20 protein-coding genes and 1 pseudogene are annotated in these 20,885 nt (G+C 46.9%); 6 read left to right on the forward strand and 15 right to left on the reverse strand.

The annotated features are described in order from the left end of the window. On the reverse strand, window positions 1-1,071 hold the full coding sequence (gene prfA, locus JNUCC21_RS19365; protein WP_003151139.1) for a peptide chain release factor 1: 1,071 nt from the start codon (window positions 1,069-1,071) through the stop codon (window positions 1-3). 111 nt (window positions 1,072-1,182) lie between these two features. On the opposite strand from prfA, the gene JNUCC21_RS19370 reads away from it, so the two are divergent. Next, window positions 1,183-1,566: a VOC family protein gene (locus tag JNUCC21_RS19370; RefSeq protein ID WP_003151138.1), complete on the forward strand. Its 384-nt coding sequence runs from the start codon at window positions 1,183-1,185 to the stop codon at window positions 1,564-1,566. 109 nt (window positions 1,567-1,675) lie between these two features. Further along, window positions 1,676-2,239 carry a chromosome-anchoring protein RacA gene (gene racA / locus JNUCC21_RS19375; protein WP_039063785.1) on the forward strand — a complete coding sequence of 188 codons (564 nt, stop codon included), beginning with the start codon at window positions 1,676-1,678 and terminating at the stop codon, window positions 2,237-2,239. Between the two features lie 33 nt (window positions 2,240-2,272). Here the strand turns inward: racA and JNUCC21_RS19380 are convergent, their stop codons facing one another. The 11 genes and pseudogenes from JNUCC21_RS19380 to spo0F form a co-directional block, all read right to left on the reverse strand. Continuing rightward, window positions 2,273-3,229: an AEC family transporter gene (locus tag JNUCC21_RS19380; protein ID WP_007407608.1), complete on the reverse strand. Its 957-nt coding sequence runs from the start codon at window positions 3,227-3,229 to the stop codon at window positions 2,273-2,275. Window positions 3,230-3,315: 86 nt separating this feature from the next. Further along, window positions 3,316-5,013: an oxaloacetate-decarboxylating malate dehydrogenase gene (gene malS, locus JNUCC21_RS19385; RefSeq protein WP_007407609.1), complete on the reverse strand. Its 1,698-nt coding sequence runs from the start codon at window positions 5,011-5,013 to the stop codon at window positions 3,316-3,318. Window positions 5,014-5,296: 283 nt separating this feature from the next. Further along, window positions 5,297-5,881 (reverse strand): thymidine kinase, encoded by a 585-nt coding sequence (locus JNUCC21_RS19390; RefSeq protein WP_063094021.1) that lies wholly within the window; start codon window positions 5,879-5,881, stop codon window positions 5,297-5,299. An 84-nt stretch (window positions 5,882-5,965) separates the two neighbouring features. Beyond that, entirely contained in the window at window positions 5,966-6,166 is a 201-nt protein-coding gene (gene rpmE / locus JNUCC21_RS19395) for a 50S ribosomal protein L31 (RefSeq protein ID WP_003151132.1), read from the reverse strand. 121 nt (window positions 6,167-6,287) lie between these two features. Next, window positions 6,288-7,574 (reverse strand): transcription termination factor Rho, encoded by a 1,287-nt coding sequence (gene rho, locus JNUCC21_RS19400; protein WP_003151107.1) that lies wholly within the window; start codon window positions 7,572-7,574, stop codon window positions 6,288-6,290. Beyond that, window positions 7,571-7,779: pseudogene (locus JNUCC21_RS19405) on the reverse strand (hypothetical protein). Before JNUCC21_RS19405 ends, rho begins: the two are co-directional and overlap by 4 nt. Window positions 7,780-7,980: 201 nt before the next feature. Beyond that, window positions 7,981-8,946, reverse strand: coding sequence for a class II fructose-bisphosphatase (gene glpX / locus JNUCC21_RS19410; RefSeq protein ID WP_003151105.1), 966 nt, complete (start codon window positions 8,944-8,946; stop codon window positions 7,981-7,983). 33 nt (window positions 8,947-8,979) lie between these two features. Beyond that, window positions 8,980-10,269 (reverse strand): UDP-N-acetylglucosamine 1-carboxyvinyltransferase, encoded by a 1,290-nt coding sequence (locus JNUCC21_RS19415; RefSeq protein WP_007407612.1) that lies wholly within the window; start codon window positions 10,267-10,269, stop codon window positions 8,980-8,982. Between the two features lie 309 nt (window positions 10,270-10,578). Then, entirely contained in the window at window positions 10,579-11,217 is a 639-nt protein-coding gene (gene fsa, locus JNUCC21_RS19420) for a fructose-6-phosphate aldolase (protein ID WP_007407613.1), read from the reverse strand. 118 nt (window positions 11,218-11,335) lie between these two features. Beyond that, window positions 11,336-12,193, reverse strand: a complete 858-nt coding sequence (locus tag JNUCC21_RS19425; RefSeq protein ID WP_003151102.1) for a class II fructose-bisphosphate aldolase — start codon at window positions 12,191-12,193, stop codon at window positions 11,336-11,338. A gap of 175 nt (window positions 12,194-12,368) precedes the next feature. Then, window positions 12,369-12,743, reverse strand: a complete 375-nt coding sequence (gene spo0F / locus JNUCC21_RS19430; protein WP_012118670.1) for a sporulation initiation phosphotransferase Spo0F — start codon at window positions 12,741-12,743, stop codon at window positions 12,369-12,371. 164 nt (window positions 12,744-12,907) lie between these two features. On the opposite strand from spo0F, the gene JNUCC21_RS19435 reads away from it, so the two are divergent. Beyond that, the gene (locus JNUCC21_RS19435) at window positions 12,908-13,429 is read left to right on the forward strand and encodes a DUF2529 domain-containing protein (protein WP_072589663.1); all 522 of its coding nucleotides are present in this window, start codon (window positions 12,908-12,910) and stop codon (window positions 13,427-13,429) included. Between the two features lie 47 nt (window positions 13,430-13,476). Here JNUCC21_RS19435 and pyrG read toward each other — a convergent pair whose 3' ends face one another. From pyrG to JNUCC21_RS19450, 3 genes are all read right to left on the reverse strand, one after another. Beyond that, a complete protein-coding gene (pyrG, locus tag JNUCC21_RS19440; RefSeq protein WP_003151098.1) occupies window positions 13,477-15,084 on the reverse strand; it encodes a glutamine hydrolyzing CTP synthase in 1,608 nt (535 codons plus the stop codon). Between the two features lie 240 nt (window positions 15,085-15,324). After that, the gene (rpoE, locus tag JNUCC21_RS19445) at window positions 15,325-15,852 is read right to left on the reverse strand and encodes a DNA-directed RNA polymerase subunit delta (protein WP_007407616.1); all 528 of its coding nucleotides are present in this window, start codon (window positions 15,850-15,852) and stop codon (window positions 15,325-15,327) included. Between the two features lie 227 nt (window positions 15,853-16,079). Next, window positions 16,080-18,188, reverse strand: coding sequence for a heterodisulfide reductase-related iron-sulfur binding cluster (locus JNUCC21_RS19450; protein WP_369878413.1), 2,109 nt, complete (start codon window positions 18,186-18,188; stop codon window positions 16,080-16,082). 138 nt (window positions 18,189-18,326) lie between these two features. Here JNUCC21_RS19450 and cls point away from each other — a divergent pair, with 138 nt between their 5' ends. The 3 genes from cls (at window position 18,327) to JNUCC21_RS19465 (ending at window position 20,842) form a co-directional block, all read left to right on the forward strand. Next, window positions 18,327-19,526 carry a cardiolipin synthase gene (gene cls / locus JNUCC21_RS19455; RefSeq protein WP_020954350.1) on the forward strand — a complete coding sequence of 400 codons (1,200 nt, stop codon included), beginning with the start codon at window positions 18,327-18,329 and terminating at the stop codon, window positions 19,524-19,526. A 12-nt stretch (window positions 19,527-19,538) separates the two neighbouring features. Next, the gene (uvsE, locus tag JNUCC21_RS19460; RefSeq protein ID WP_369878414.1) at window positions 19,539-20,501 is read left to right on the forward strand and encodes a UV DNA damage repair endonuclease UvsE; all 963 of its coding nucleotides are present in this window, start codon (window positions 19,539-19,541) and stop codon (window positions 20,499-20,501) included. A gap of 68 nt (window positions 20,502-20,569) precedes the next feature. Further along, window positions 20,570-20,842: a hypothetical protein gene (locus JNUCC21_RS19465; protein ID WP_059367630.1), complete on the forward strand. Its 273-nt coding sequence runs from the start codon at window positions 20,570-20,572 to the stop codon at window positions 20,840-20,842. Window positions 20,843-20,885: the final 43 nt, after the last annotated feature.

The following is a 20,885-nucleotide window of genomic DNA, read 5'->3' on the forward strand; positions in this document are numbered from 1 at the left end:
TTAATTTTCCGCCTGCTGGAGCTTGCTTGACTGGTCTTCTACGATTAACGCTTCAACCACTTCATCAAGCTTGCCTTCCAGGATTTGATCCAGCTTTTGAATCGTCAGGCCGATGCGGTGATCCGTCACACGGTTTTGCGGGAAATTGTATGTGCGGATACGCTCGGAACGGTCGCCTGAACCGACGGCTGATTTACGGGTCTGATCATATTCAGCCTGAGCTTCCTGCTGGAATTTGTCATAGATTCTGGCGCGGAGCACCTTCATCGCTTTTTCTTTGTTTTTAATCTGAGATTTTTCATCCTGACAGGAAACGACGACACCAGTCGGTAAATGCGTCAGGCGTACGGCCGACATTGTCGTGTTTACGCTTTGTCCGCCCGGTCCGCTTGATGCGAATGTATCGACGCGGATGTCTTTTTCGTGGATGTCCACTTCTACTTCTTCCGCTTCAGGAAGACACGCCACCGTCGCCGTGGATGTATGAATACGGCCGCCTGATTCCGTTTCCGGAACACGCTGTACGCGGTGCGCGCCATTTTCATACTTCAGCTTGGAGTATGCGCCTTTTCCCGTAATCATAAAGATGATTTCTTTGTAACCGCCCGTTCCGGTCACGTTTGCTTCCATGACTTCAGTCTTCCAGCCTTGGATTTCGGCGTAACGGGAGTACATTCTGTAGAGATTTCCCGCAAACAGCGCGGCTTCTTCTCCGCCCGCTGCTCCGCGGATCTCCATGATTACGTTTTTGTCATCGTTCGGGTCTTTCGGGATGAGGAGCACTTTCAAACGCTCTGATAAGGTTTCCGTCTCTCCCTGCAGTTCGGAGATTTCTTCCTTCACCATTTCTCTCATATCGGCATCAAGCTTTTCCTCAAGCATCGCTTTCGCATCGGCAAGCTGTTCTGATGCGTCTCTGTATTGTCTATAGACTTCAACGGTTTCTTGTATATCAGATTGCTCTTTCGAATATTCTCTAAGCTTTTTCGGATCGTTGACCACTTCCGGATCACTTAAAAGCTCATTTAATTTTTCGTATCGTTGTTCAATTGACTGTAAACGGTCTAACACGGTCTTCACCTCTGTTTTCCTGTGCGTAACATTCTCATTATAGTATAGGGCTTATCGCCAGTCAAAAGCAATTCGCCTCTGTTATACTGAAGCAAAAAAGGAGGGGCGGATATGCTGAAATCCATCCACCATATAGCAATCATATGCTCTGATTATGAAAAGTCGAAAGCTTTTTACACCGAGATTCTCGGCTTCGGCATTATAAAAGAAACATACCGAAAGGAACGGGAATCTTATAAACTTGATCTTGCGCTGGACGGCGCGTACGCGATTGAATTGTTTTCCTTTCCCGATCCGCCCGAACGGCCGACCAGACCGGAAGCCGCGGGTCTCCGGCATCTCGCTTTCACCGTAAACGATCTTGAAGCAGCCGTCAGAGAGTTAAAGGAAAAGGGCGTCGGCACAGAACCAATCAGAACCGATCCGCTGACAGGGAAACGGTTTACCTTTTTCTTTGATCCCGACAAGCTTCCGCTTGAATTGTATGAAGCGTAAGTTTTTTGAAGAAATGCCGCTTTCTTTGGCGAATTCCTTCTTGTTTTGTCTAACATGAAGGGAACGCCGCCTCATGGTCGAATACCTAGCAAAAAGGAGGTATGTGATCATGAATACAAACATGGCCGCGAAAGAGCTCGGCGTCTCCGCAAAAACGGTGCAAAGGTGGGTCAAACAGCTGAATCTTCCAGCTGAACGGAATGAGCTCGGACATTATTCCTTTACACCTGAGGATCTTGATGTGCTGAAATCGGTCAAACGGCAAATTTCTGAAGGCACTGCCCTTCTGGACGTTCAAGTGCCCCGGCAGCCGAAAAAACAGACGGGCTTCATTTTGCAGCGTCCGAAAATCAATGGCGGCGCTGAACAAAGATTGGCAGAGCTGGAGCGCAAACTGGACATTCTCACGAAAGAGAAACAAGGTGAGAACCATCTGCTTTCAAGGATAGAGGAGCTTGAACGCCAGCTGAAACAAAAGGCGGATGAAGGGGTGTCTTATCAGCTTCTTCAGCACAGACGGGAAATTGACGACCTCAATACCGAATTGCAGACATTGGCCTCCCGCATCCAGGAACTTGCCCAGACAGCTCCCCTCTCAGAAACAGCCGCTTCTTCAGAACATAAGAAACCCAGAAAAAAAACGAGATTTTCGCCTTTTAAATTTCAATTCTAATCAAAAAAGCTCCCTGAAACAGGGAGCTTTTCATTATGCAGTCAGCGCAATGATGATCGGCAGTGAGATGAGAGATAAAATCGCACTGATCACGAACGCGGACGCAGTTTCTTCCTCTTGTTTTTCGAAACGTGTGGCAATCATCGCCGCTACCGCAGATCCAGGGAATGCAACGAGCAATACCGCTTTAGTGATCTGGTCAGCCGGAAGTCCGACTGCAAGAGCGATCAAGTACATCAGCGCAGGCTGAACGGCAACTTTTAACAAAGCGATACCGAAAGCCGGCAGACTGAGCTTAATGTTGCGGATACCGACAGTTACACCGACGGCGAAGAGCGCAACACCTGATGTTGTGCTTCCGAGCTGATCAAGCATTTTTTCTCCCAAGCCAGGGAGTGTTACACCGCAGAGTACCAGAATGATACTGATAAGCGGTGCAGCCGCAAGCGGTTCGGAAAGACCGTGAAGAATAGACTTACCAGTCATTTTCCAGAAGTTCTCGTTTTCAGTGTCTTTTTTCTTAGATGACTCACCGACAGTAGCGATAATGATCGCAAGCGGGTCAAGGATGGCGTTAACCACGATACCCGTAACGGCGATAGGAATCGCTACTTCGCTTGCTCCGAATAAGCTTCCTAGTACGGGAATACCCATAAAAGCAAATGTCGGCTGTGCAGAGTTTAAAGAAAATACAGATGAATTCGTTAAATCATACTTGAAGATAAATTTGCAAACCAACAGAATGACGATAAAGAATCCGACAATCCCAATGATCAAAGCGACCATCAAAGGAACCTGTGATAAAAACGCACTTCTTGAAGTGGTTAAAATACTAGCGATAAAATGCGCCGGAAGCGCGTACTTCGTAACTAAGGTGCTTACCCCTTTTGCTGACTTCGCGTCATAACTTCCGAAGCGACCTGCGAACCATCCCAGCACGATCACGAAAAAGATCGGCGCCAGGAGGATTAAAATATCTAAGAAGCTCAAAATATTCTCCTCCAAATCCTTAATGTCCGTATACTTTAGCCTTTACATAAAAGCTTTCCCTCGGACTGTAAAATTAATCGTAAAAATTATTTAGCGACAACTTGTTTATATTGCGGTTTCCACATTGCATCAAGAACGGCTTGTTCTACATTTTCAGGAATGCGGTTTGCCACGCCTTCTTTAATGGCAGTTTCCGCTACGGCGATCGCAACTTTAATTGAAACTTCTTGTAAGTCGCTCATGCTCGGCAGAAGGCCTGCACCCGGTGTTTCAAAATCAACGCTTTCTGCGATTGCGTCAGCAGTTGCCGCAAACATTGCAGGAGTAATCACTTTCGCTTCTACAACGATTGAACCGAGACCAAGTCCAGGGAACGCGAATGCGTTGTTAGATTGTCCGATTTCATGAGAAACGCCATTGTACTCTACATTGTCAAACGGGCTTCCTGTCGCCACAAGCACTTTGCCGTCAGTCCATTTGAAAAGATCGCTAGGAACGGCTTCAGCAAGCGGTGTCGGGTTAGACATCGGCATGATGACCGGACGCTCAACGTGTTTTGCCATTTCTTTGACGATTTCTTCACTGAACGCGCCGCTTTGGCCTGATGTACCGATTAAGATTGTCGGTTTCGCTTGACGGATCACTTCAATGAAAGGAATTTGTCCATTTTCATCGCGTTTCCAATCTTTAATTTCTTCAGCTGTGCGCAGGTACGGCTCTTGGAAATCAAGAATGTTTTCCATACCTTCAATTAACAAGCCTCTGTAGTCCATTGTGTAGAACGCTTTGTTGGCTTCTTCTTCAGAAAGACCGGCAAGCACCATAGTGTCGCGGATTTGGTCAGCGATTCCGATTCCGGCAGATCCCGCACCGAAGACAACCACACGCTGGTCTTTAATAGACGCGCCTGTTTTCTTCATAGCCGCAAGCACACCTGCAAGCGTAATCGCGCCTGTTCCTTGAATGTCATCGTTGAATGTAAGAATTTCATGGTTGTATTTCTTCATGATATTGCGCGCGTTTTTGTTTCCAAGGTCTTCCCAGTGAAGAAGAGCTTTAGGGAAATATTTAAGCGCAGCTTTTACATAAGCGTCAACGAAAGCTTCGTAACGTTCGCCTTGGATACGTTCATGGCGGTTACCGATGTATAAAGGATCGTTCAGAAGTTTTTCATTGTTCGTACCGACGTCAAGAACGACAGGAATAACACGGCTTGGGTCAATACCGGCGGCAGCTGTGTATACCGCTAATTTACCGATGGCGATGTTGATACCGCCTACACCCCAGTCACCGATTCCGAGGATGCTTTCTGAGTCTGTCGCAACGATCAGATCAATATCTCCGGCAGTGGCATGAAGGTTTTCAAATGCCTCTTCAATCCCTTCCACGTTGTCGATAGAAAGGTAAATCCCTTGAGGTCTTCTGTACTCATGGCTGTATTCTTGAATCGCTTCACCGACAGTCGGTGTGTAAACAACCGGCAGCATTTCACGAAGATGGTTTTGAAGCAATTTAAAGAAAAGAACTTCGTTACGGTTTTGCAAATCATTCAAATACACGTTTTGGCGAAGGCGGTCCGGCTGAGCTTGAAACTGCTCGTATGCGCGTTTTGCCTGCTCATCAAGAGACAGAATTGTCGGAGGAAGCAGCCCGTCTAATCCAAGGCTTTTTCTTTCTTCTGCTGAAAACGCAACACCTTTATTTAAAGTAGGGATAGATAGAACTTCTTTTCCTCTTAAAGTAGTTTCTAAGTTGCCTTCCTTCGTTACTTTAATATTATTCAAGAAAATCTCCTTCTTTCTTCAAATAGTTAACAAAGTTAAGTAATTACCCATTTTGGCTAGTGTGATCGCGATCTGCTATATCTTTTTTTGACAATTATTCGAACAATGTCTCATAACTATTTACATTACTTAGTCATTTTATGCCTGTAAAAATGAAAATTCAAGAGATGAAAATTACTTAATTTTTTCATACTCTTTTTTAAGTTATTTAACTACAATTTTTGAAAAAACGTCAAAAAAACACCGGATTTTTTACCGATGTTTTCATGAAAAGGGTTATTTATCAGTCTGTTTTTTTCGGCACTTTGTGATGATGTCTGCATCTCGCTTCGTATGACTCCGACGCGCCGACTAAAATGACCGGATCATCATAGGAAGCGGGCTTCCCGTCAATCAAACGCTGGGTACGGCTTGCCGGCGACCCGCAAACGGAGCAGACCGCCTGCAGCTTCGTCACCGATTCGGCAACCGCCATCAGATTCGGCACCACGCCGAAAGGCTCTCCCCGGAAATCCATATCAAGTCCGGCCGCGATGACACGATAGCCTTTATCCGCAAGCGAGGATAAGTCGCCGATGATCGATTCGCCGAAAAACTGCACCTCATCTACCGCGATGACGTCCGTGCTTTCACTGATATGATCCCATATTTCAGCCGAAGACGAGATGACGTGGCTTGTCATGGATGTGCCGTTGTGAGAAACGACGGCCTCCTCACTGTAGCGATTATCAATGGCAGGTTTGAACACCTTGACCTCCTGCTTCGCATATGTCGCTCTTTTCACTCTGCGGATCAGCTCTTCTGATTTCCCAGAGAACATGCTGCCGCATATCAGCTCAAGCCATCCGCTTTGCTTCATTATGTACATAGGCTATCCGCTCCCCTTTTTTTCCTGTTTATGGACATAAAAAACAGGCAAGAAGCAATTCTTGCCTGCCTGTAAAATCTATTATTACTTAAGACCGTATTTTTTGTTAAAGCGATCAACACGACCATCAGCAGAAGCGAATTTTTGACGTCCAGTGTAGAATGGGTGGCATTCAGAGCAAATCTCAACGCGTACCTCTTCTTTTACTGAGCCTGTTTCAAATTCATTTCCGCAAGCGCATTTAACTGTTGCTTTTTTGAAATTAGGATGAATTCCTGCTTTCATTGTATCCATCTCCTTCCGCCCTGAATCCCGTGTGGAAACAGAGTTATTATTCCGGAGTAATCCGGAACGCATATGAGAGAATTATATCAGTCATTTACTGCATTTGCAAATACATTTTTTATCAGCGGCGGGCTGATGATGAAAGGTTTGCCTGCTTCCATTCTTGGTTGATCAGATCGAAGAATTCCTGATTCGTTTTTGTTTTTTTCATTTTTCTCATAAACTTCTCTGCGAAGTCCGGAGAATCAGACATCGATTTGCGGATCGCCCATAAACGGTCAAGATGCTCTTTCGGCACGAGCAGCTCTTCCTTCCGTGTGCCGGAGCGGCGGATATCGATCGCCGGGAAAATCCGTCTTTCCGCAAGAGAACGGTCAAGGTGAAGCTCCATGTTGCCCGTTCCTTTAAACTCTTCATAGATGACGTCATCCATCCGGGAGCCCGTGTCTACGAGCGCCGTCGCCAAAATGGTCAGACTGCCGCCCTCTTCAATGTTTCTCGCGGCACCGAAAAAGCGCTTCGGACGATGGAACGCAGCCGGGTCAATCCCGCCGGAAAGCGTACGTCCGCTTGGCGGGATAACGAGGTTGTAGGCCCGTGCCAGGCGGGTAATGCTGTCCATCAGAATGATAACGTCTTTTTTATGTTCAACGAGACGCATCGCCCGTTCAAGCACAAGCTCCGCTACCTTAATGTGATTTTCCGGCACTTCATCGAACGTCGAGCTGACGACATCGCCCGCTACGGAACGTTCAATATCCGTTACTTCTTCCGGTCTTTCATCAATTAAGAGAACGATCAATTCAGCGTCAGGCTGATTTGTCGTAATGCTGTTAGCGATTTCTTTTAACAGCATGGTTTTACCGGCTTTCGGCGGCGCCACGATCAGACCGCGCTGGCCGAAACCGACGGGAGCCATCATATCGAGAATTCTTGTTGAGAGATAATTCGGTTTCGTCTCAAGCACCATTTGGCGGTCCGGATAAAGCGGAGTCAGCGCAGGAAAATGGACGCGCTCTTTCGCAGATTCCGGATCATCTCCATTTACCGCTTCAACGTGCAAAAGTCCGTAATAGCGTTCGTTTTCTTTCGGCGGACGCACCTTGCCGGATACTTTGTCACCGTTTCTTAAATCAAAGCGGCGGATCTGGGAAGCAGAAATGTAGATGTCTTCTGAGCTTGGCGAGTAATTAATCGGTCTGAGGAAGCCGAATCCTTCCGATTGGATGATTTCGAGCACGCCTTCCATAAACAGAAGATCCTCCTGCTCGGCGTTGGCTTTCAGAATGGCAAAGATTAATTCTTTTTTAGTCAGTTTGCTGTAGTAGGAGATTTTATAATGTCTGGCCAGTTCATATAGTTCTTTTAATTTCATATTTTCCAAAGAGGAAATAGATACGTCTTTCATAAAAACACCACGCTTTTCATAGTCAATGTATTGCTGTTTTCATTCAAATCGGCTGCTTCGCATGATTCCGCCAAAGCACATTCTTTTATAAAACGTTCAGGAACTTCTATCGGTAACACTTCCACCCATGATCGGCGCTTTTTTAAAAAAGGAATGTCTTAATGAGTTTTGAAGGAAGCGAGGACAAAAACTTGAGAAGATCAATATTTATATCGTCTGTATGCGGTAGAATTTGAAAATTTCCCAGTACTCAAAAGAAGGAATGACACAGAAAAATCGCAGCACTCTTTATTTTTACCTCATTTCAAAAAATTATTCAACTTAAATAATGCTTTGACATATAAATGATAGGGTTGACTCTTTATTGCAAAAGAAAAGCGGGACTTTCCGTCCCGCTTTTCTCTATTTATGGCCGGATCACAAGATTTGGTTTTTTCTTCAGGCTGTGTCTTCCGTCAACGAATCGGACCGTTCCTGATTTCGCCCGGATGACCAGACTTTCAGTCGTGCCGACGGAGCCTTTGAACTGAACGCCTTTCAGCAGCTCTCCGTCCGTGACGCCCGTTGCGGCAAAAATGGCGTCATCCCCTCTCACAAGATCCTCCATCCGGAGCACTTTGGATACATCAAGGCCCATTCGCTCACAGCGGGCCTGCTCTTCCGCACTTTGCGGCAGAAGCCTGCCGATGATTTCGCCGCCGAGCGCTTTTAACGCAACTGCAGACAGCACGCCTTCAGGAGCCCCGCCTGAACCGAAGAGAATGTCTACTCCCGTATGGTCAAAGGCCGTATTGATGGCGCCCGCGACATCACCGTCGTTGATCAGTTTGATTCTGGCGCCCGCCTCACGCAATTCAGAGATGATTTTTTCATGTCTGTCACGATTTAAAATGGTTGCCACGACATCTTCAATGTCTTTGTTTTTCGCTTTCGCAACGGCTTTTAAGTTATCAATGACAGGCGCTTCAATATCGATGCAGCCTACCGCTTCAGGACCGACCGCGATTTTTTCCATATACATATCCGGGGCGTTCAGCAGTGTTCCATGGTCGGCGACCGCGATCACCGTCAGCGCATTCCAGCCGCCGCTCGCTACGATGTTTGTGCCTTCAAGAGGGTCGACGGCGACATCGACGCGCGGGCCGTATCCGTTTCCGAGTTTTTCGCCGATGTAAAGCATCGGCGCTTCATCCATCTCGCCTTCCCCGATCACGACCGTGCCTTTCATCGGCACCGTGTCAAACACGTCACGCATTGCGCTTGTCGCCGCATCATCAGCTTCATCTTTTTTCCCGCGGCCCATCCATCTGGCAGATGCTAAAGCCGCCGCTTCAGTGACTCGAACCAATTCCATCGATAAGCTTCTTTCCATTTCAACACGATCTCCTCTCAAAAGTCCGCATTTCTATGAATTTTGGAGCTGTTCTATCTCTTCGTCCGTCAGCCTTTGCCGCCAGATTGTGGCGCCCAGACCTTCGAGTTTTTTCTCAAGATTGCTGTAGCCGCGGTCTAAATGCTCGAGACCGGTAATTTCGGTTACGCCGTCAGCCATGAGCCCGGCGACGACCAGACAAGCGCCTGCACGCAGATCGCTCGCCTTTACTTTTGCGCCCTGAAGCTCGGCCGGACCGGTGATAATGGCCGACCTGCCTTCCACTTTCATGTTGGCCCCCATCCGTCTCAGCTCATCTATATGTTTAAATCGGGCCGAGTAGATGGTGTCGGTTACGACGCTCGTGCCGCTGGCTCTCGTTAACAGAGATGTCATCGGCTGCTGAAGATCAGTCGGGAATCCCGGGTAAACAAGCGTTTTTACGTCGACCGGTTTTATCTGCTTCTGCCCGCCGAGCATAAGAAGCTGATCGTCACTTGTCTCAATGTGAAAACCCATTTCCCTGAGCTTCGCCGTTAAAGACTCCAGGTGAGTCGGTATGACATTATCAATAATGACTTCTTTCCCCATCGCGGCGCCGGCGATCATAAAGGTGCCCGCCTCAATTCTGTCCGGAATGATCGTATGCCTGCATCCATGCAGCTCTTTTACGCCGTCGATTCTGATTACATTGGTTCCCGCGCCTTTGATCTTTGCGCCCATGCTGGTGAGCAATGTGGCAACATCAATAATCTCAGGTTCCTTGGCGGCGTTTTCTATCACGGTTTTACCTTCAGCCAGTACAGCGGCAAGCATGATATTGATCGTCGCTCCGACGCTGACGACATCTAAATAAATCCGTGCGCCTCTCAGCCTTTCGGCGCGCAGATAAATCGCGCCTTGTTCATTGGTGACTTCCGCCCCAAGCGCTTCAAACCCTTTGATGTGCTGGTCAATCGGCCGCGGCCCGAGATGGCATCCGCCCGGCAGTCCGATGACCGCCTGTTTGAAGCGGCCCAGCATCGCGCCCATTAAGTAATAGGAAGCGCGGAGTTTTTTCACTTTGCCGTTGGGAAGCGGCATGCTGATCATCGGGGAAGGGTCGACGACCATTTCTCCTTTTTCAAAATGGACGTTTCCGCCGATTTCTTTCAGCAGGTCACGCAGCGTTTCAATATCTGAGATCTCCGGAAGCCCTTCGATCGTTACTTCGGAATTTGCCAGAATGGTTGCGGGTATCAATGCGACGGCGCTGTTTTTCGCACCGCTGATATGTACGGTTCCGTTTAACGGATCGCCGCCGGCAATATTCAACTTTTCCATGATAGTCTCCTTCCATAAGAAGATAGCTGCGGAGCGTAAATAAAATGGCATTTTATTCTGTCTCTGCAAATAAAGCTCTTGTCCAAAATGTAGCCAATTCGAAGAGAAAGAATACAAGGACATTATAAAATAACAGGAAGAAAATAGCGAAGCTTTGCGGGGCATTTTTAACACAGGATGCACAGAGGCCCGCCGGGTTCACATTCCGGGGAAACACACTCTTCACTTTGATACTGAAGGCCCGCTGCCAAACAGGAAAACATAAGGGTGCGGCAAACGGATGCAACCGGTTTGCCGCCCTTTTCACCCTTATTTATTCCAGTCTGCCAAGAATTGCTCGATGCCTTTATCCGTTAACGGATGTTTCGCCAGCTGGTGAATGACTTTCAGCGGCATCGTACCGATATGCGCACCGCGTAAAGCGGCTTCAGTCACGTGCTGCGCATGACGGATGGAAGCTGCGATGATTTGTGTATCAATATCATGAATGTCAAAAATCTGTCTTATTTCTGAAATCAGTTCAAGACCGTTATGGCCGATATCATCCAGACGGCCTAAGAACGGAGATACATAAGTCGCTCCGGCTCTTGCCGCCAAAAGCGCCTGGTTGGCACTGAAGATGAGCGTTACGTTTGTTTTAATGTTCAGATCGCTCAGCGCTTTTACGGCTTTTAACCCTTCAGACGTCATCGGTATTTTCACCGTGATATTCGGCGCGATTTTCGCAAGTTCTTTACCTTCTTCAATCATCTCTTCAGCATTCAGGGAAATGACTTCCGCGCTTACTGATCCGCTCACGACTTCCGTAATCTCACGAAGTCTGTCATGGAAAGACACGTCAGCTTCTTTCGCCACTAAACTAGGGTTTGTCGTAACTCCGGCAAGAACGCCAAGTTCATAAGCTTCTTTAATCTCGTCAATGTTTGCTGTATCAATGAAAAATAACATAAGGAAAGCCTCCCCAGTAATAAATTTTCAGAACTGTAAAACATGATTGCGCTTTCTAAAGGTAAGACATAAAACCGCCTGTCAATGCTGTCAGGCGGTTTATGGATGTTACATTGGATTAAGCTTGGTTTGAAGAACCGAACTCACGCATTTTGCCGATAACCGTTTCTTTGATCGCTTCACGAGCAGGTCCAAGATATTTACGAGGATCGTATTCGTTCGGCTTAGCTGCCAATGTTTCGCGGACAGCTTTTGCAGAAGAAATTTGGTTTTCAGTGTTTACGTTGATTTTAGCCGTACCAAGTGAGATTGATTTTTTAATGTCGGCAGTCGGAATTCCTGTACCGCCGTGAAGTACTAATGGAAGGCCGGTTGATTTGCCTATATCTTCCATTTCTTTGAAACCGAGGTTCGGTTCGCCTTTGTAAGGGCCGTGAACAGAACCCAGTGCAGGTGCAAGGCAGTCGATGCCAGTGCGCTCTACAAGTTCTTGACACTCTTTAGGGTCAGCATAGATTACGCCTTCAGCGATCACGTCATCTTCCTGTCCGCCTACAGTTCCAAGCTCAGCTTCAACTGAAACGCCGTGGAAATGAGCAAGCTCAACCACTTTAGCTGTAGTTGCTACGTTTTCCTCAAACGGGTGGTGAGATGCGTCGATCATTACAGAAGTGAAGCCTGCATGAATCGCTTTCGCACAAGATTCAAAGCTTGAACCGTGGTCTAAGTGAATGGCGACAGGAACTGTCACTTTGTATTCTTCCATAAGAGCTTTAACCATGGCAACCACTGTTTTGAAGCCGCCCATGTAGCGTCCCGCGCCTTCTGAAACACCAAGAATAACCGGGGATTTTTCCTCTTCTGCTGCTTGTAAAATAGCTTGAGTGAACTCAAGGTTATTTAAGTTAAATTGTCCAACAGCATATCCTTTTTCTTTAGCTGTATTCAACATTTCCGTCATTGAAACTAAAGGCATGTCGAAAGTCCTCCTTATGTAGCCTGATTTGCTTCTTCTCGAAAAAAGCTTTCCACCTATAGCATGACCATAAAAACCTGTCATATGTAAAACAACAGATCGCTTTTTCTCCATCTCTAGGATACCAACTTTTCGACAAATCGGCAACACAATGACATAATTGTTTCTAATTTTATTAATTCGATTTTAGAGGTAAATATTTTTTCACCGCGTCTCTGATCTCATCAATGTCAAAAGGTTTCGCAAAATGAGTCAGCGCTCCGAGCTCTTTTGATTCCTTAATCATATCGAGTTCTCCGTAAGCGGTCATGATAATGACGCGGATAGATTCGTCGATCATCTTCATGCGCTTGAGAATTTCGATTCCGTCCATGCCGGGGATTTTCATATCTAAAAGCACGAGATCGGGCCGTTCTTTCGTTACGATGTCCAGCGCTTGTATGCCGTTGGCGGCCTGAAACGTCTGGTACCCTTCTTTATGAAACACTTCATTGAGCAATATGCGTATACCGTATTGGTCATCTACGATTAAAATCTTTTCATTCATCATTTTACACCCCAATATTATCATTTTCGTCAAAAGGAAGCAGTTGTTTATGTATTCTGTTTGATTTTCACATTTCCTTTAATTATAATAGTCTACTTTCCGACATTTTCTGAGCATTTTCTCTTTTGTTGTATACTGTTCTTGTATGTGTAAAGGAGGTTTCACTCATGTTAAAGATATTTACGACGCAGCTTGCAGGCATTTTTTCCCGCATTCAGGATAAGGAATCCGAAGCAATAGAAGACGGCGCGCGCCTGCTGGCGCAGGCAGCCGTCAGCGGTCATACCATTTATTTATACGGCGCAAATGAGATGCAGGGCATTTTGTGCGAGGCGGAACTCGGCTCAGAACCGATGCCTTCCGTCGAAGCGTTTCCGGATACAGCTGATTCGATTACAGAAAGCGACAGGGTGCTGATGTTTTGTTCAGGTCCGGGCACGGCTGAAGAACAGGCGCTGGCTCAAAAGCTTTATGAAAAAGGGATCGGCCTCGTTGGCGTATCTCCTGTCATCAAAGATCAAACCGGGATTGAGGAATTTTGTGATGTTCATATTGACAGCAAATTAAAAATGCCGCTTCTGCCTGATGAAGACGGGACAAGATACGGCTTTCCTTCATTAATGACAGGCCTGTATGTCTATCACGCACTGTCCTTTACGTTAAAGGAAATGATGCAGGAATATGCCTGATGCAGAAAAAAGACTTGCCGCTTTTAAAGGAGGCAAGTCTTTTTTTATTACTTCTGTTCTGCAGCTTGTACGGAAGCGCCGATAAAGTCTTTGAATAAAGGCTGAGGTCTTGTCGGTCTTGATTTGAACTCAGGGTGGAACTGGCAAGCGACATACCAAGGATGGTCTTTCAGCTCGATGATTTCCACAAGACGGCCGTCAGGGCTTGTTCCTGAGAACACAAAACCGTTCTCTTCCATTTGCTGTCTGTATTCGTTGTTGAATTCATAACGGTGGCGGTGGCGTTCGTATACCACTTCATCCGCATACGCTTCGAAGGCTTTCGTGTCTTCCTGAAGCTTACAAGGGTACAGTCCGAGACGAAGCGTTCCTCCAAGATCCTCGACATCTTTTTGTTCCGGCAGAAGGTCGATGATCGGATAAGGAGTGGACGGATCGATCTCCGCAGAGTGAGCCCCTTCCAGACCTAATACGTTTCGCGCATATTCAATGGATGCAATCTGCATACCGAGGCAGATGCCGAAGAACGGAATTTTATTCTCACGCGCATACTTGGCGGCGATGATTTTCCCTTCTACGCCGCGGTCTCCGAAACCGCCGGGCACGATGATTCCGTCTGTGCCGCCAGTCAGCTCTTGAATATTGCTTTCTGTCACTTCTTCGGCGTTAATCCATTTGATCTTCACATCAGCGTCAAACGCATAGCCGGCGTGGCGCAGTGATTCAACGACTGAAATGTAAGCGTCCTGAAGCTCGACGTATTTACCGACGAGGCTGATTGTAATGGTTTTAGACAAGTTTTTCACTTTCGTGACAAGGTCTTTCCATTCCGTCATATCCGGGTCTTTGCATTCTAATTTCATATGATCGCAGACAAGCTTATCGAGTCCCTGCTCCTGAAGGTTAAGCGGGATGGAGTAAAGGTTGTCCGCATCTTCGCACTCGATGACCGCTTTCGTGTCAATATCGCAGAAGAGCGCAATTTTATCTTTCATATCTTGAGAAATCGGCATTTCCGTGCGCACGACGATGATATTAGGCTGAATACCGAGGCTTCTCAGCTCTTTTACGCTGTGCTGCGTCGGTTTTGTTTTCAGCTCGCCCGCCGCTTTGATGTACGGAACAAGCGTACAGTGAATGTACATCACGTTTTCGTGGCCGATGTCGCTTTTCATTTGACGGATGGCTTCAAGGAACGGAAGGGATTCGATGTCTCCCACTGTTCCGCCGATCTCAGTAATGACTACATCTGCGTTTGTTTCTTTGCCTGCACGGTACACGCGGTCTTTCAGTTCATTTGTGATATGCGGAATGACCTGAACCGTTCCGCCGAGGTAGTCCCCGCGGCGCTCTTTTTTCAATACGGCGGAATAAATTTTACCGGTCGTCACGTTGCTGAATCTGTTCAGATTAATGTCAATGAACCGCTCATAATGCCCTAAGTCAAGGTCAGTCTCAGCGCCGTCATCGGTAACGAATACCTCACCGTGCTGGTACGGGCTCATCGTTCCCGGGTCAACGTTGATATAGGGGTCAAATTTTTGGATGGTGACGCTCATGCCTCTGTTTTTCAAAAGGCGGCCAAGTGACGCAGCCACAATTCCTTTTCCGAGTGATGATACAACTCCCCCGGTTACAAAAATATATTTCGTCATTTCGTTTGCTCCTCTCTTCGGTCTGCGCTACATTCCTTAAAATGTGCCGTTTTATAGAAAATCATTTCACTAAAAACAAATGATGTGTAAAAGAATTTGGGAGATGAAAATAAGAAAGCTCCCTTTCAATTTCTTGAAAGGGAGCGTAGCACTCTTATGAATTCTCTTCTTTTTGAAGAGCCCAAAATACATACTACATAGTTCGACAATGAAAGTCAAGATCGTTTTGCTGATATAAAATCAGTCTTTGCGATCCTCTTCCTCATCATCATAATCTTCCTCATCTTCTTCAATCATCTCGTCTTCGATCTCAAGCTCGTCGTCATCTTCTTCATCGATATCTTCGTCGTCAAAGCTGTCTGCTTCAAGGTCAATATCTTCTTCTATTTCATCGAGATCGATGTCATCTTCGTCAACTTCCTCGAATTCATCAAGGTCGAGATCTTCCTCAACGACTTTTTTCGCTTTTTTCTTTTTCGCCTTTACAGTCGGCTGTGTTTCTTCGTCCAGCTGATCGTACGGATACCAGCTGCGAAGCCCCCACGTCTGGTCTGACAGAGCAATAAAGCGGCCGTCAATGTTCAGGTCTGTATAAAATTGGGCGATACGGTCGCCCAGTTCCTCTTTCGTAACACCGAGCAAGGAGATCATTTCATTCAGCAGCTCCTGGAACGGAACCGGTTTTTTATGTTCTGAGAAAATTTCGTGAGCGATTTCAACTAAAGCCATCTGCTTCAGCTGTTCCTGAGAATATTGTTTGATACTCAAGGTCGGACACTCCCTTTCTATTACTTATATGTATCTGTTTCTATCCTATAATAAGAACGAATTTGTATTGTTTTGTTCATAAACCATACCTCTCATTATAAACAAATTAAAACAGAATATGCTACCCTTAACAGCGTAATTTAAGAAATTTTAGAGCCGTCCCTTCATAAATCGGCTGATGTGCGAAAACAAAGCCGCCGGCATATGCGCCGGCGGCCCGCTTCTTTCTATAAAGACTCTTGTTTTTCGGCGCCGAATACAGACATGGCGAGCAATTCACTGACATCATAAGTGCCGATCGCGTCTTCGGCTTCTTTCGCTTTCGTACCGTCACCGAGCATGGTCAGACAGTAAGGACAGCCGGAGCTGATGACCGTCGGACTGACAGAAAGCGCCTGCTCAGTCCGGGCCGTGTTGATTCTCGCTCCCGTTTCTTCTTCCATCCACATGAGCCCTCCCCCGGCGCCGCAGCACATCCCGTTTTCGCGGCTGCGCTCCATTTCCTTCAATTGAACGCCCGGAATGGCTTTTAAGATCGCTCTCGGCGGCTCATACACTTCATTGTATCTTCCTAAATAGCACGAGTCATGGAAGGTAATCGTTTCATTCACCGGGTGAAGCGGTTTTAGTTTCCCCTGTGACACAAGCTCGGCTAATAATTCAGTATGATGATAGACTTCGGCCCGGAATCCGAAATCAGGATATTCATTTTTGAACATATTATAGGCGTGCGGATCAATCGTGACGATTTTTTTGATCCCGTGTTTTTCAAATTCGCCGATGTTGTGTTCCGCCAGCTCTTGGAACAGAAACTCGTTGCCCAAACGGCGCGGCGTATCGCCTGAGTTTTTTTCCTTATTGCCGAGAATCGCAAAGGATACGCCCGCTTCATTAAGCAGCTTTGCAAATGAGACGGCAATCTTTTGGCTCCTGTTATCGTAGGAACCCATTGAGCCTACCCAAAACAAGCAGTCGAACGCTTTGTCTTGTTTTTTCATTTCTTTCACTGTCGGAATCTCTGTATCAGCCTGCTCCCTCCAGTTCTCCCGCTCTTTCCGGTTTAAGCCCCACGGGTTTCCCTGTCTTTCAATGCTTGTCATGGCCCGCTGCGCGTCGCTGTCCATCTTCCCTTCCGTAAGCACAAGATAGCGGCGCAGATCGATAATTTTATCAACGTGTTCATTCATGACCGGACACTGATCCTCACAGTTGCGGCAAGTGGTGCACGCCCAAATCTCCTCTTCCGTGATGACCTCGCCGATTAAGCTCGGGTTGTAATCAATGGCTGCGGCCGCTTCACGCGATCCTCCCCCTGAGGAAGCCGCGGCGAGCTGATTCGCCTTCGTGTGCTGAAAAACGGGCGCGGGCACCCACGGAGATTTTGACGTCACGGCAGCGCCTTTTTCCGTCAAATGGTCTCTGAGCTTTAAAATGAGGTCCATCGGCGAGAGCATCTTGCCCGTACCGGAGGCCGGACACATATTTGTACAGCGGCCGCATTCGACGCAGGCGTAAAGGTCGACAAGCTGAGAGCGGCGGAAGTCTTCAATCTTTCCGACGCCGTAGCTTTCTTTCGTCTCATCGGTGAAATCGATTTTTTCCAGCTTTCCTTTTGAATCCAGCCTGCTGAGGAACACATTCGCCGGACCCGCAATTAAGTGCGCATGCTTTGATTGCGGCACGTACACTAAAAAGCTGAGCAAAAACAACAGATGAAGCCACCATGAAACATAAAACACGGCGGCGGTTGCCGGCGCTGAAAGACCGCCGAGCACAAACGCAATGGAGGAAGCGATCGGTTCCGTCCAAGACAGAGAATGATCGTGCCATAAAAGGTTCATGGCGTTCCCGAGAAGCACCGTCACCATCAGTCCGCCGATAAACAGCAGGACAAGCCCCGCTTTAAACCCGCGTTTCAGTCTGACGAGTTTTTCAATGTAGCGCCGGTAAAACGCCCAGACTACGGCGACTAAAATCAGAAACGTGACGATTTCCTGAAAAAAGGTAAACGCCGGATAAAGCGGACCGAACGGCAGATGGCGGTCAGGAAGCAGCCCTTTCAGAATAAAATCAATTGCGCCGAACTGAACGAGTATAAAACCGTAAAAAAACAGAACGTGGATGATGCCGCTCTTTTTATCTTTCAGCAGTTTTTTTTGTCCGAACACATTCACCCATATCTTCTGAAGACGTTCTTTCAGGCGTTTATCAAATTCTTCCCTTTGGCCGAGCTTAATATAAGCGATCCTCGTTCTGATCAGGTAAACGAATAAATAAACGGCGTAAGCGGTTACAGCTGAAAACAGCAGCGCGTTTACCATGAGAAATGCGTTCATCTTGTCTCCCCCTTTGTTCTGATACCCCTCTTCATTGTCATATCTTTACTTTATCATAAATAATGAATGAGTGTTCAGTCAATAATTAAATTCACATTCTCAGGGCACACTACGAATACTTCGGAAAGGAGCGTCGGTATGAAGGTCATTTTTGTGTTGCTTGTCATTTTTATCATATTGATCGCACTTATGCTGCTTGATATGCTGCTTGGCCGGGCGGCGTACAAAAAACAGGCGTATGAGCCCGTTTTTGACCCGAAAAAGAGTGATATCACACTCATTCACTGCGGCAGCGAGCTTGTGCGGCAGATGACGGCTGATATCCGCCAAGCTGTCTCTTCTATTCATATGATGTTTTTTATTATGAAGAACGACCAAGTCAGCCATGAGATGTTTCATTTATTGAAGGAAAAGGCCCAGGCCGGCGTCTCCGTATATCTGCTGCTCGATTGGGCGGGCAGCCGCCAAGTGAAAAAGCCTTCCATTCAAACGATGAAAAAAGCCGGCGTTCACGTTCATTTTCTAAATAAACCGGCATTTCCGTTTCTTTTTTTCAGGCTGCAAAAACGGAATCACCGGAAAGTGACCGTCATTGACGGCAAAATCGGCTATGTCGGCGGTTTTAATATCGCTGAAGAGTACCTCGGCAAAAAAGCGAAGTTCGGAAACTGGGAGGATTATCACCTGCGGATGACCGGCGAAGGCACGGCCGATCTTCAGACTCTTTTTGTAAGCGATCTGAAACGAAACACCGGAAAAGCACCCGGATCACCCGGGGTTTATCCGGCATTATCCGAAGGGAATATCTCTCATAGGACATATGCGTCTGACGGTTTTTCGCTTGAATCGCATTATGAAAACTGCATCCGTAAGGCGGAGAAAAAAATCATTATCGGCACGCCTTATTATGTACCGAGCAAAAAGCTTCAGGAAGCGCTTATTTCAGCCTGCCGAAAAGGCGTCAAAGTCATCTTGATCGTGCCGATGAAGTCAGACCACCCGCTCGTTCGGGAAACAGCTTTTACCTATTATCCCGAGCTTCTGAAGGCCGGCTGCCTCATCTATCGGTATTATCAAGGCTTTTATCATGTCAAAGCTTTCATTATTGATGACCGCATCAGCATTATCGGCACGCCGAATTTTGATAAACGGAGTCTGTTCTGGAATGAAGAGGTGAATGTCATCATTCATGATGAAGCCTTTACAAAGGAAGTGCTTTCAACCATAAAGCAGGACATCGAAAAATCCGAGCTTCTCACATTAGAAAAAGTGAAACAGCGCTCCGTCAGACAGCTTCCTGCAGAATGGCTGGGAAAGGCCATATCTTACTTTTTATAAAGGAGAAACCATATGCTGTTCAGATTCGGATTCGTCGCAAACGCCATGCGCCTTTGGGACGCGTCCCCCGCAAAAACCTTAACATATGCGCGCTATACCAAGCTTTCCCGCAGTGAGCGGAAAGACGCCCTGCTTTCTGTGACAAAAGCAAATCTTACCAATACGCTGCGCACCATCCACTATGTGATCAGCCACGGCATCCCGCTGTACAGGTTCTCAAGCTCGATTGTGCCGCTCGCCACCCATCCGGATGTGCTGTGGGATTTTGTCACGCCGTTTCGCCAGGAGTTTCGTGAGATCGGCGGGCTGGTCAGAAAATATGATCTCAGAACGAGCTTTCATCCGAACCAATTCACGCTTTTTACAAGCCAGAAACAGGAGATTACCGCAAATGCGGTCAAGGATATGGCCTATCATTATGACATGCTGGACGCAATGGGCATCGCGGACCGTTCCGTCATCAACATCCATGTCGGAGGCGCTTACGGTGACAAACAAAGCGCGCTTGGCCGGTTCCGCGTGAATCTGAAAGAACTTCCCGATGTCATCAAACAGCGGATGACTTTAGAAAACGATGATAAAACATATACGTCCGAGGAAACACTCAGTGTATGTGAACAAGAAGGTATTCCGTTTGTGTTTGATTATCACCATTTTTACGCCAATCCGATCGATGACGCTGATTTAGATGACATTCTTCCGCGGATGATCAAAACATGGCAGCGGATCGGCTTAAAGCCGAAGGTCCATCTCTCCTCGCCAAAATCAGAATCAGCCGTACGCAGTCATGCGGACTATGTGGATGCGAATTTTATTCTGCCGGTGCTGGAGCGGTTCAGACAATGGGATACGGACATCGATTTTATGATTGAGGCGAAAGAGAAAGACCGGGCGCTGCTCCGGCTCGTCGAAGAATTAAGCGCCATCCGCGGAGTCAAACGCCTGGCGGGCGGAGTGCTGAAGTGGAAGGCATAACCAGGTTTATCACCCGTTTATATGGGGAATTTCCGAAATAACAGACCATCAGACGGAGGAGAAAACATATGAAAAACATTACATCTTTGAAAATAGTTGCTAAGAAGTTCACTTTACGTAACATGCTTCAGCTTTATCAGCTTTGCCACACGGGAGGCCACGAGCTGTATATCTACTCTAAAAAAACGATGTGCAAAATCAAAGATATCATTGAGCTGGAAACGTTCAGAATGGCCCATAAAGAACAAGAATATTTAATTGTAGTGGAAGGAAAGAAAGCGGTGCAGCTTGTTGACCGTTTCAAACATATCATCGAACCTGCGCAAAAAGAAGCCCATTAAATACGGACTACATAAAAAAAGGATAGACAGGAGGCTCCCGGCC

This window comes from Bacillus sp. JNUCC-21 (genome assembly GCF_041222765.1).
Lineage (GTDB): Bacteria > Bacillota > Bacilli > Bacillales > Bacillaceae > Bacillus > Bacillus velezensis.

Excerpts from the sequence above, each read along its gene's own strand:
- JNUCC21_RS19370 (WP_003151138.1), top strand. The coding sequence starts at position 1,183 with ATGCTGAAATCCATCCACCATATAGCAATCATATGCTCTGATTATGAA.
- racA (WP_039063785.1), top strand. The coding sequence starts at position 1,676 with ATGAATACAAACATGGCCGCGAAAGAGCTCGGCGTCTCCGCAAAAACG.
- JNUCC21_RS19390 (WP_063094021.1), bottom strand. The coding sequence starts at position 5,881 with ATGTACATAATGAAGCAAAGCGGATGGCTTGAGCTGATATGCGGCAGC.
- rpmE (WP_003151132.1), bottom strand. The coding sequence starts at position 6,166 with ATGAAAGCAGGAATTCATCCTAATTTCAAAAAAGCAACAGTTAAATGC.
- rho (WP_003151107.1), bottom strand. The coding sequence starts at position 7,574 with ATGAAAGACGTATCTATTTCCTCTTTGGAAAATATGAAATTAAAAGAA.
- glpX (WP_003151105.1), bottom strand. The coding sequence starts at position 8,946 with ATGGAAAGAAGCTTATCGATGGAATTGGTTCGAGTCACTGAAGCGGCG.
- JNUCC21_RS19415 (WP_007407612.1), bottom strand. The coding sequence starts at position 10,269 with ATGGAAAAGTTGAATATTGCCGGCGGCGATCCGTTAAACGGAACCGTA.
- fsa (WP_007407613.1), bottom strand. The coding sequence starts at position 11,217 with ATGTTATTTTTCATTGATACAGCAAACATTGACGAGATTAAAGAAGCT.
- JNUCC21_RS19425 (WP_003151102.1), bottom strand. The coding sequence starts at position 12,193 with ATGCCTTTAGTTTCAATGACGGAAATGTTGAATACAGCTAAAGAAAAA.
- spo0F (WP_012118670.1), bottom strand. The coding sequence starts at position 12,743 with ATGATGAATGAAAAGATTTTAATCGTAGATGACCAATACGGTATACGC.
- JNUCC21_RS19435 (WP_072589663.1), top strand. The coding sequence starts at position 12,908 with ATGTTAAAGATATTTACGACGCAGCTTGCAGGCATTTTTTCCCGCATT.
- pyrG (WP_003151098.1), bottom strand. The coding sequence starts at position 15,084 with ATGACGAAATATATTTTTGTAACCGGGGGAGTTGTATCATCACTCGGA.
- JNUCC21_RS19450 (WP_369878413.1), bottom strand. The coding sequence starts at position 18,188 with ATGAACGCATTTCTCATGGTAAACGCGCTGCTGTTTTCAGCTGTAACC.
- cls (WP_020954350.1), top strand. The coding sequence starts at position 18,327 with ATGAAGGTCATTTTTGTGTTGCTTGTCATTTTTATCATATTGATCGCA.
- uvsE (WP_369878414.1), top strand. The coding sequence starts at position 19,539 with ATGCTGTTCAGATTCGGATTCGTCGCAAACGCCATGCGCCTTTGGGAC.
- JNUCC21_RS19465 (WP_059367630.1), top strand. The coding sequence starts at position 20,570 with ATGAAAAACATTACATCTTTGAAAATAGTTGCTAAGAAGTTCACTTTA.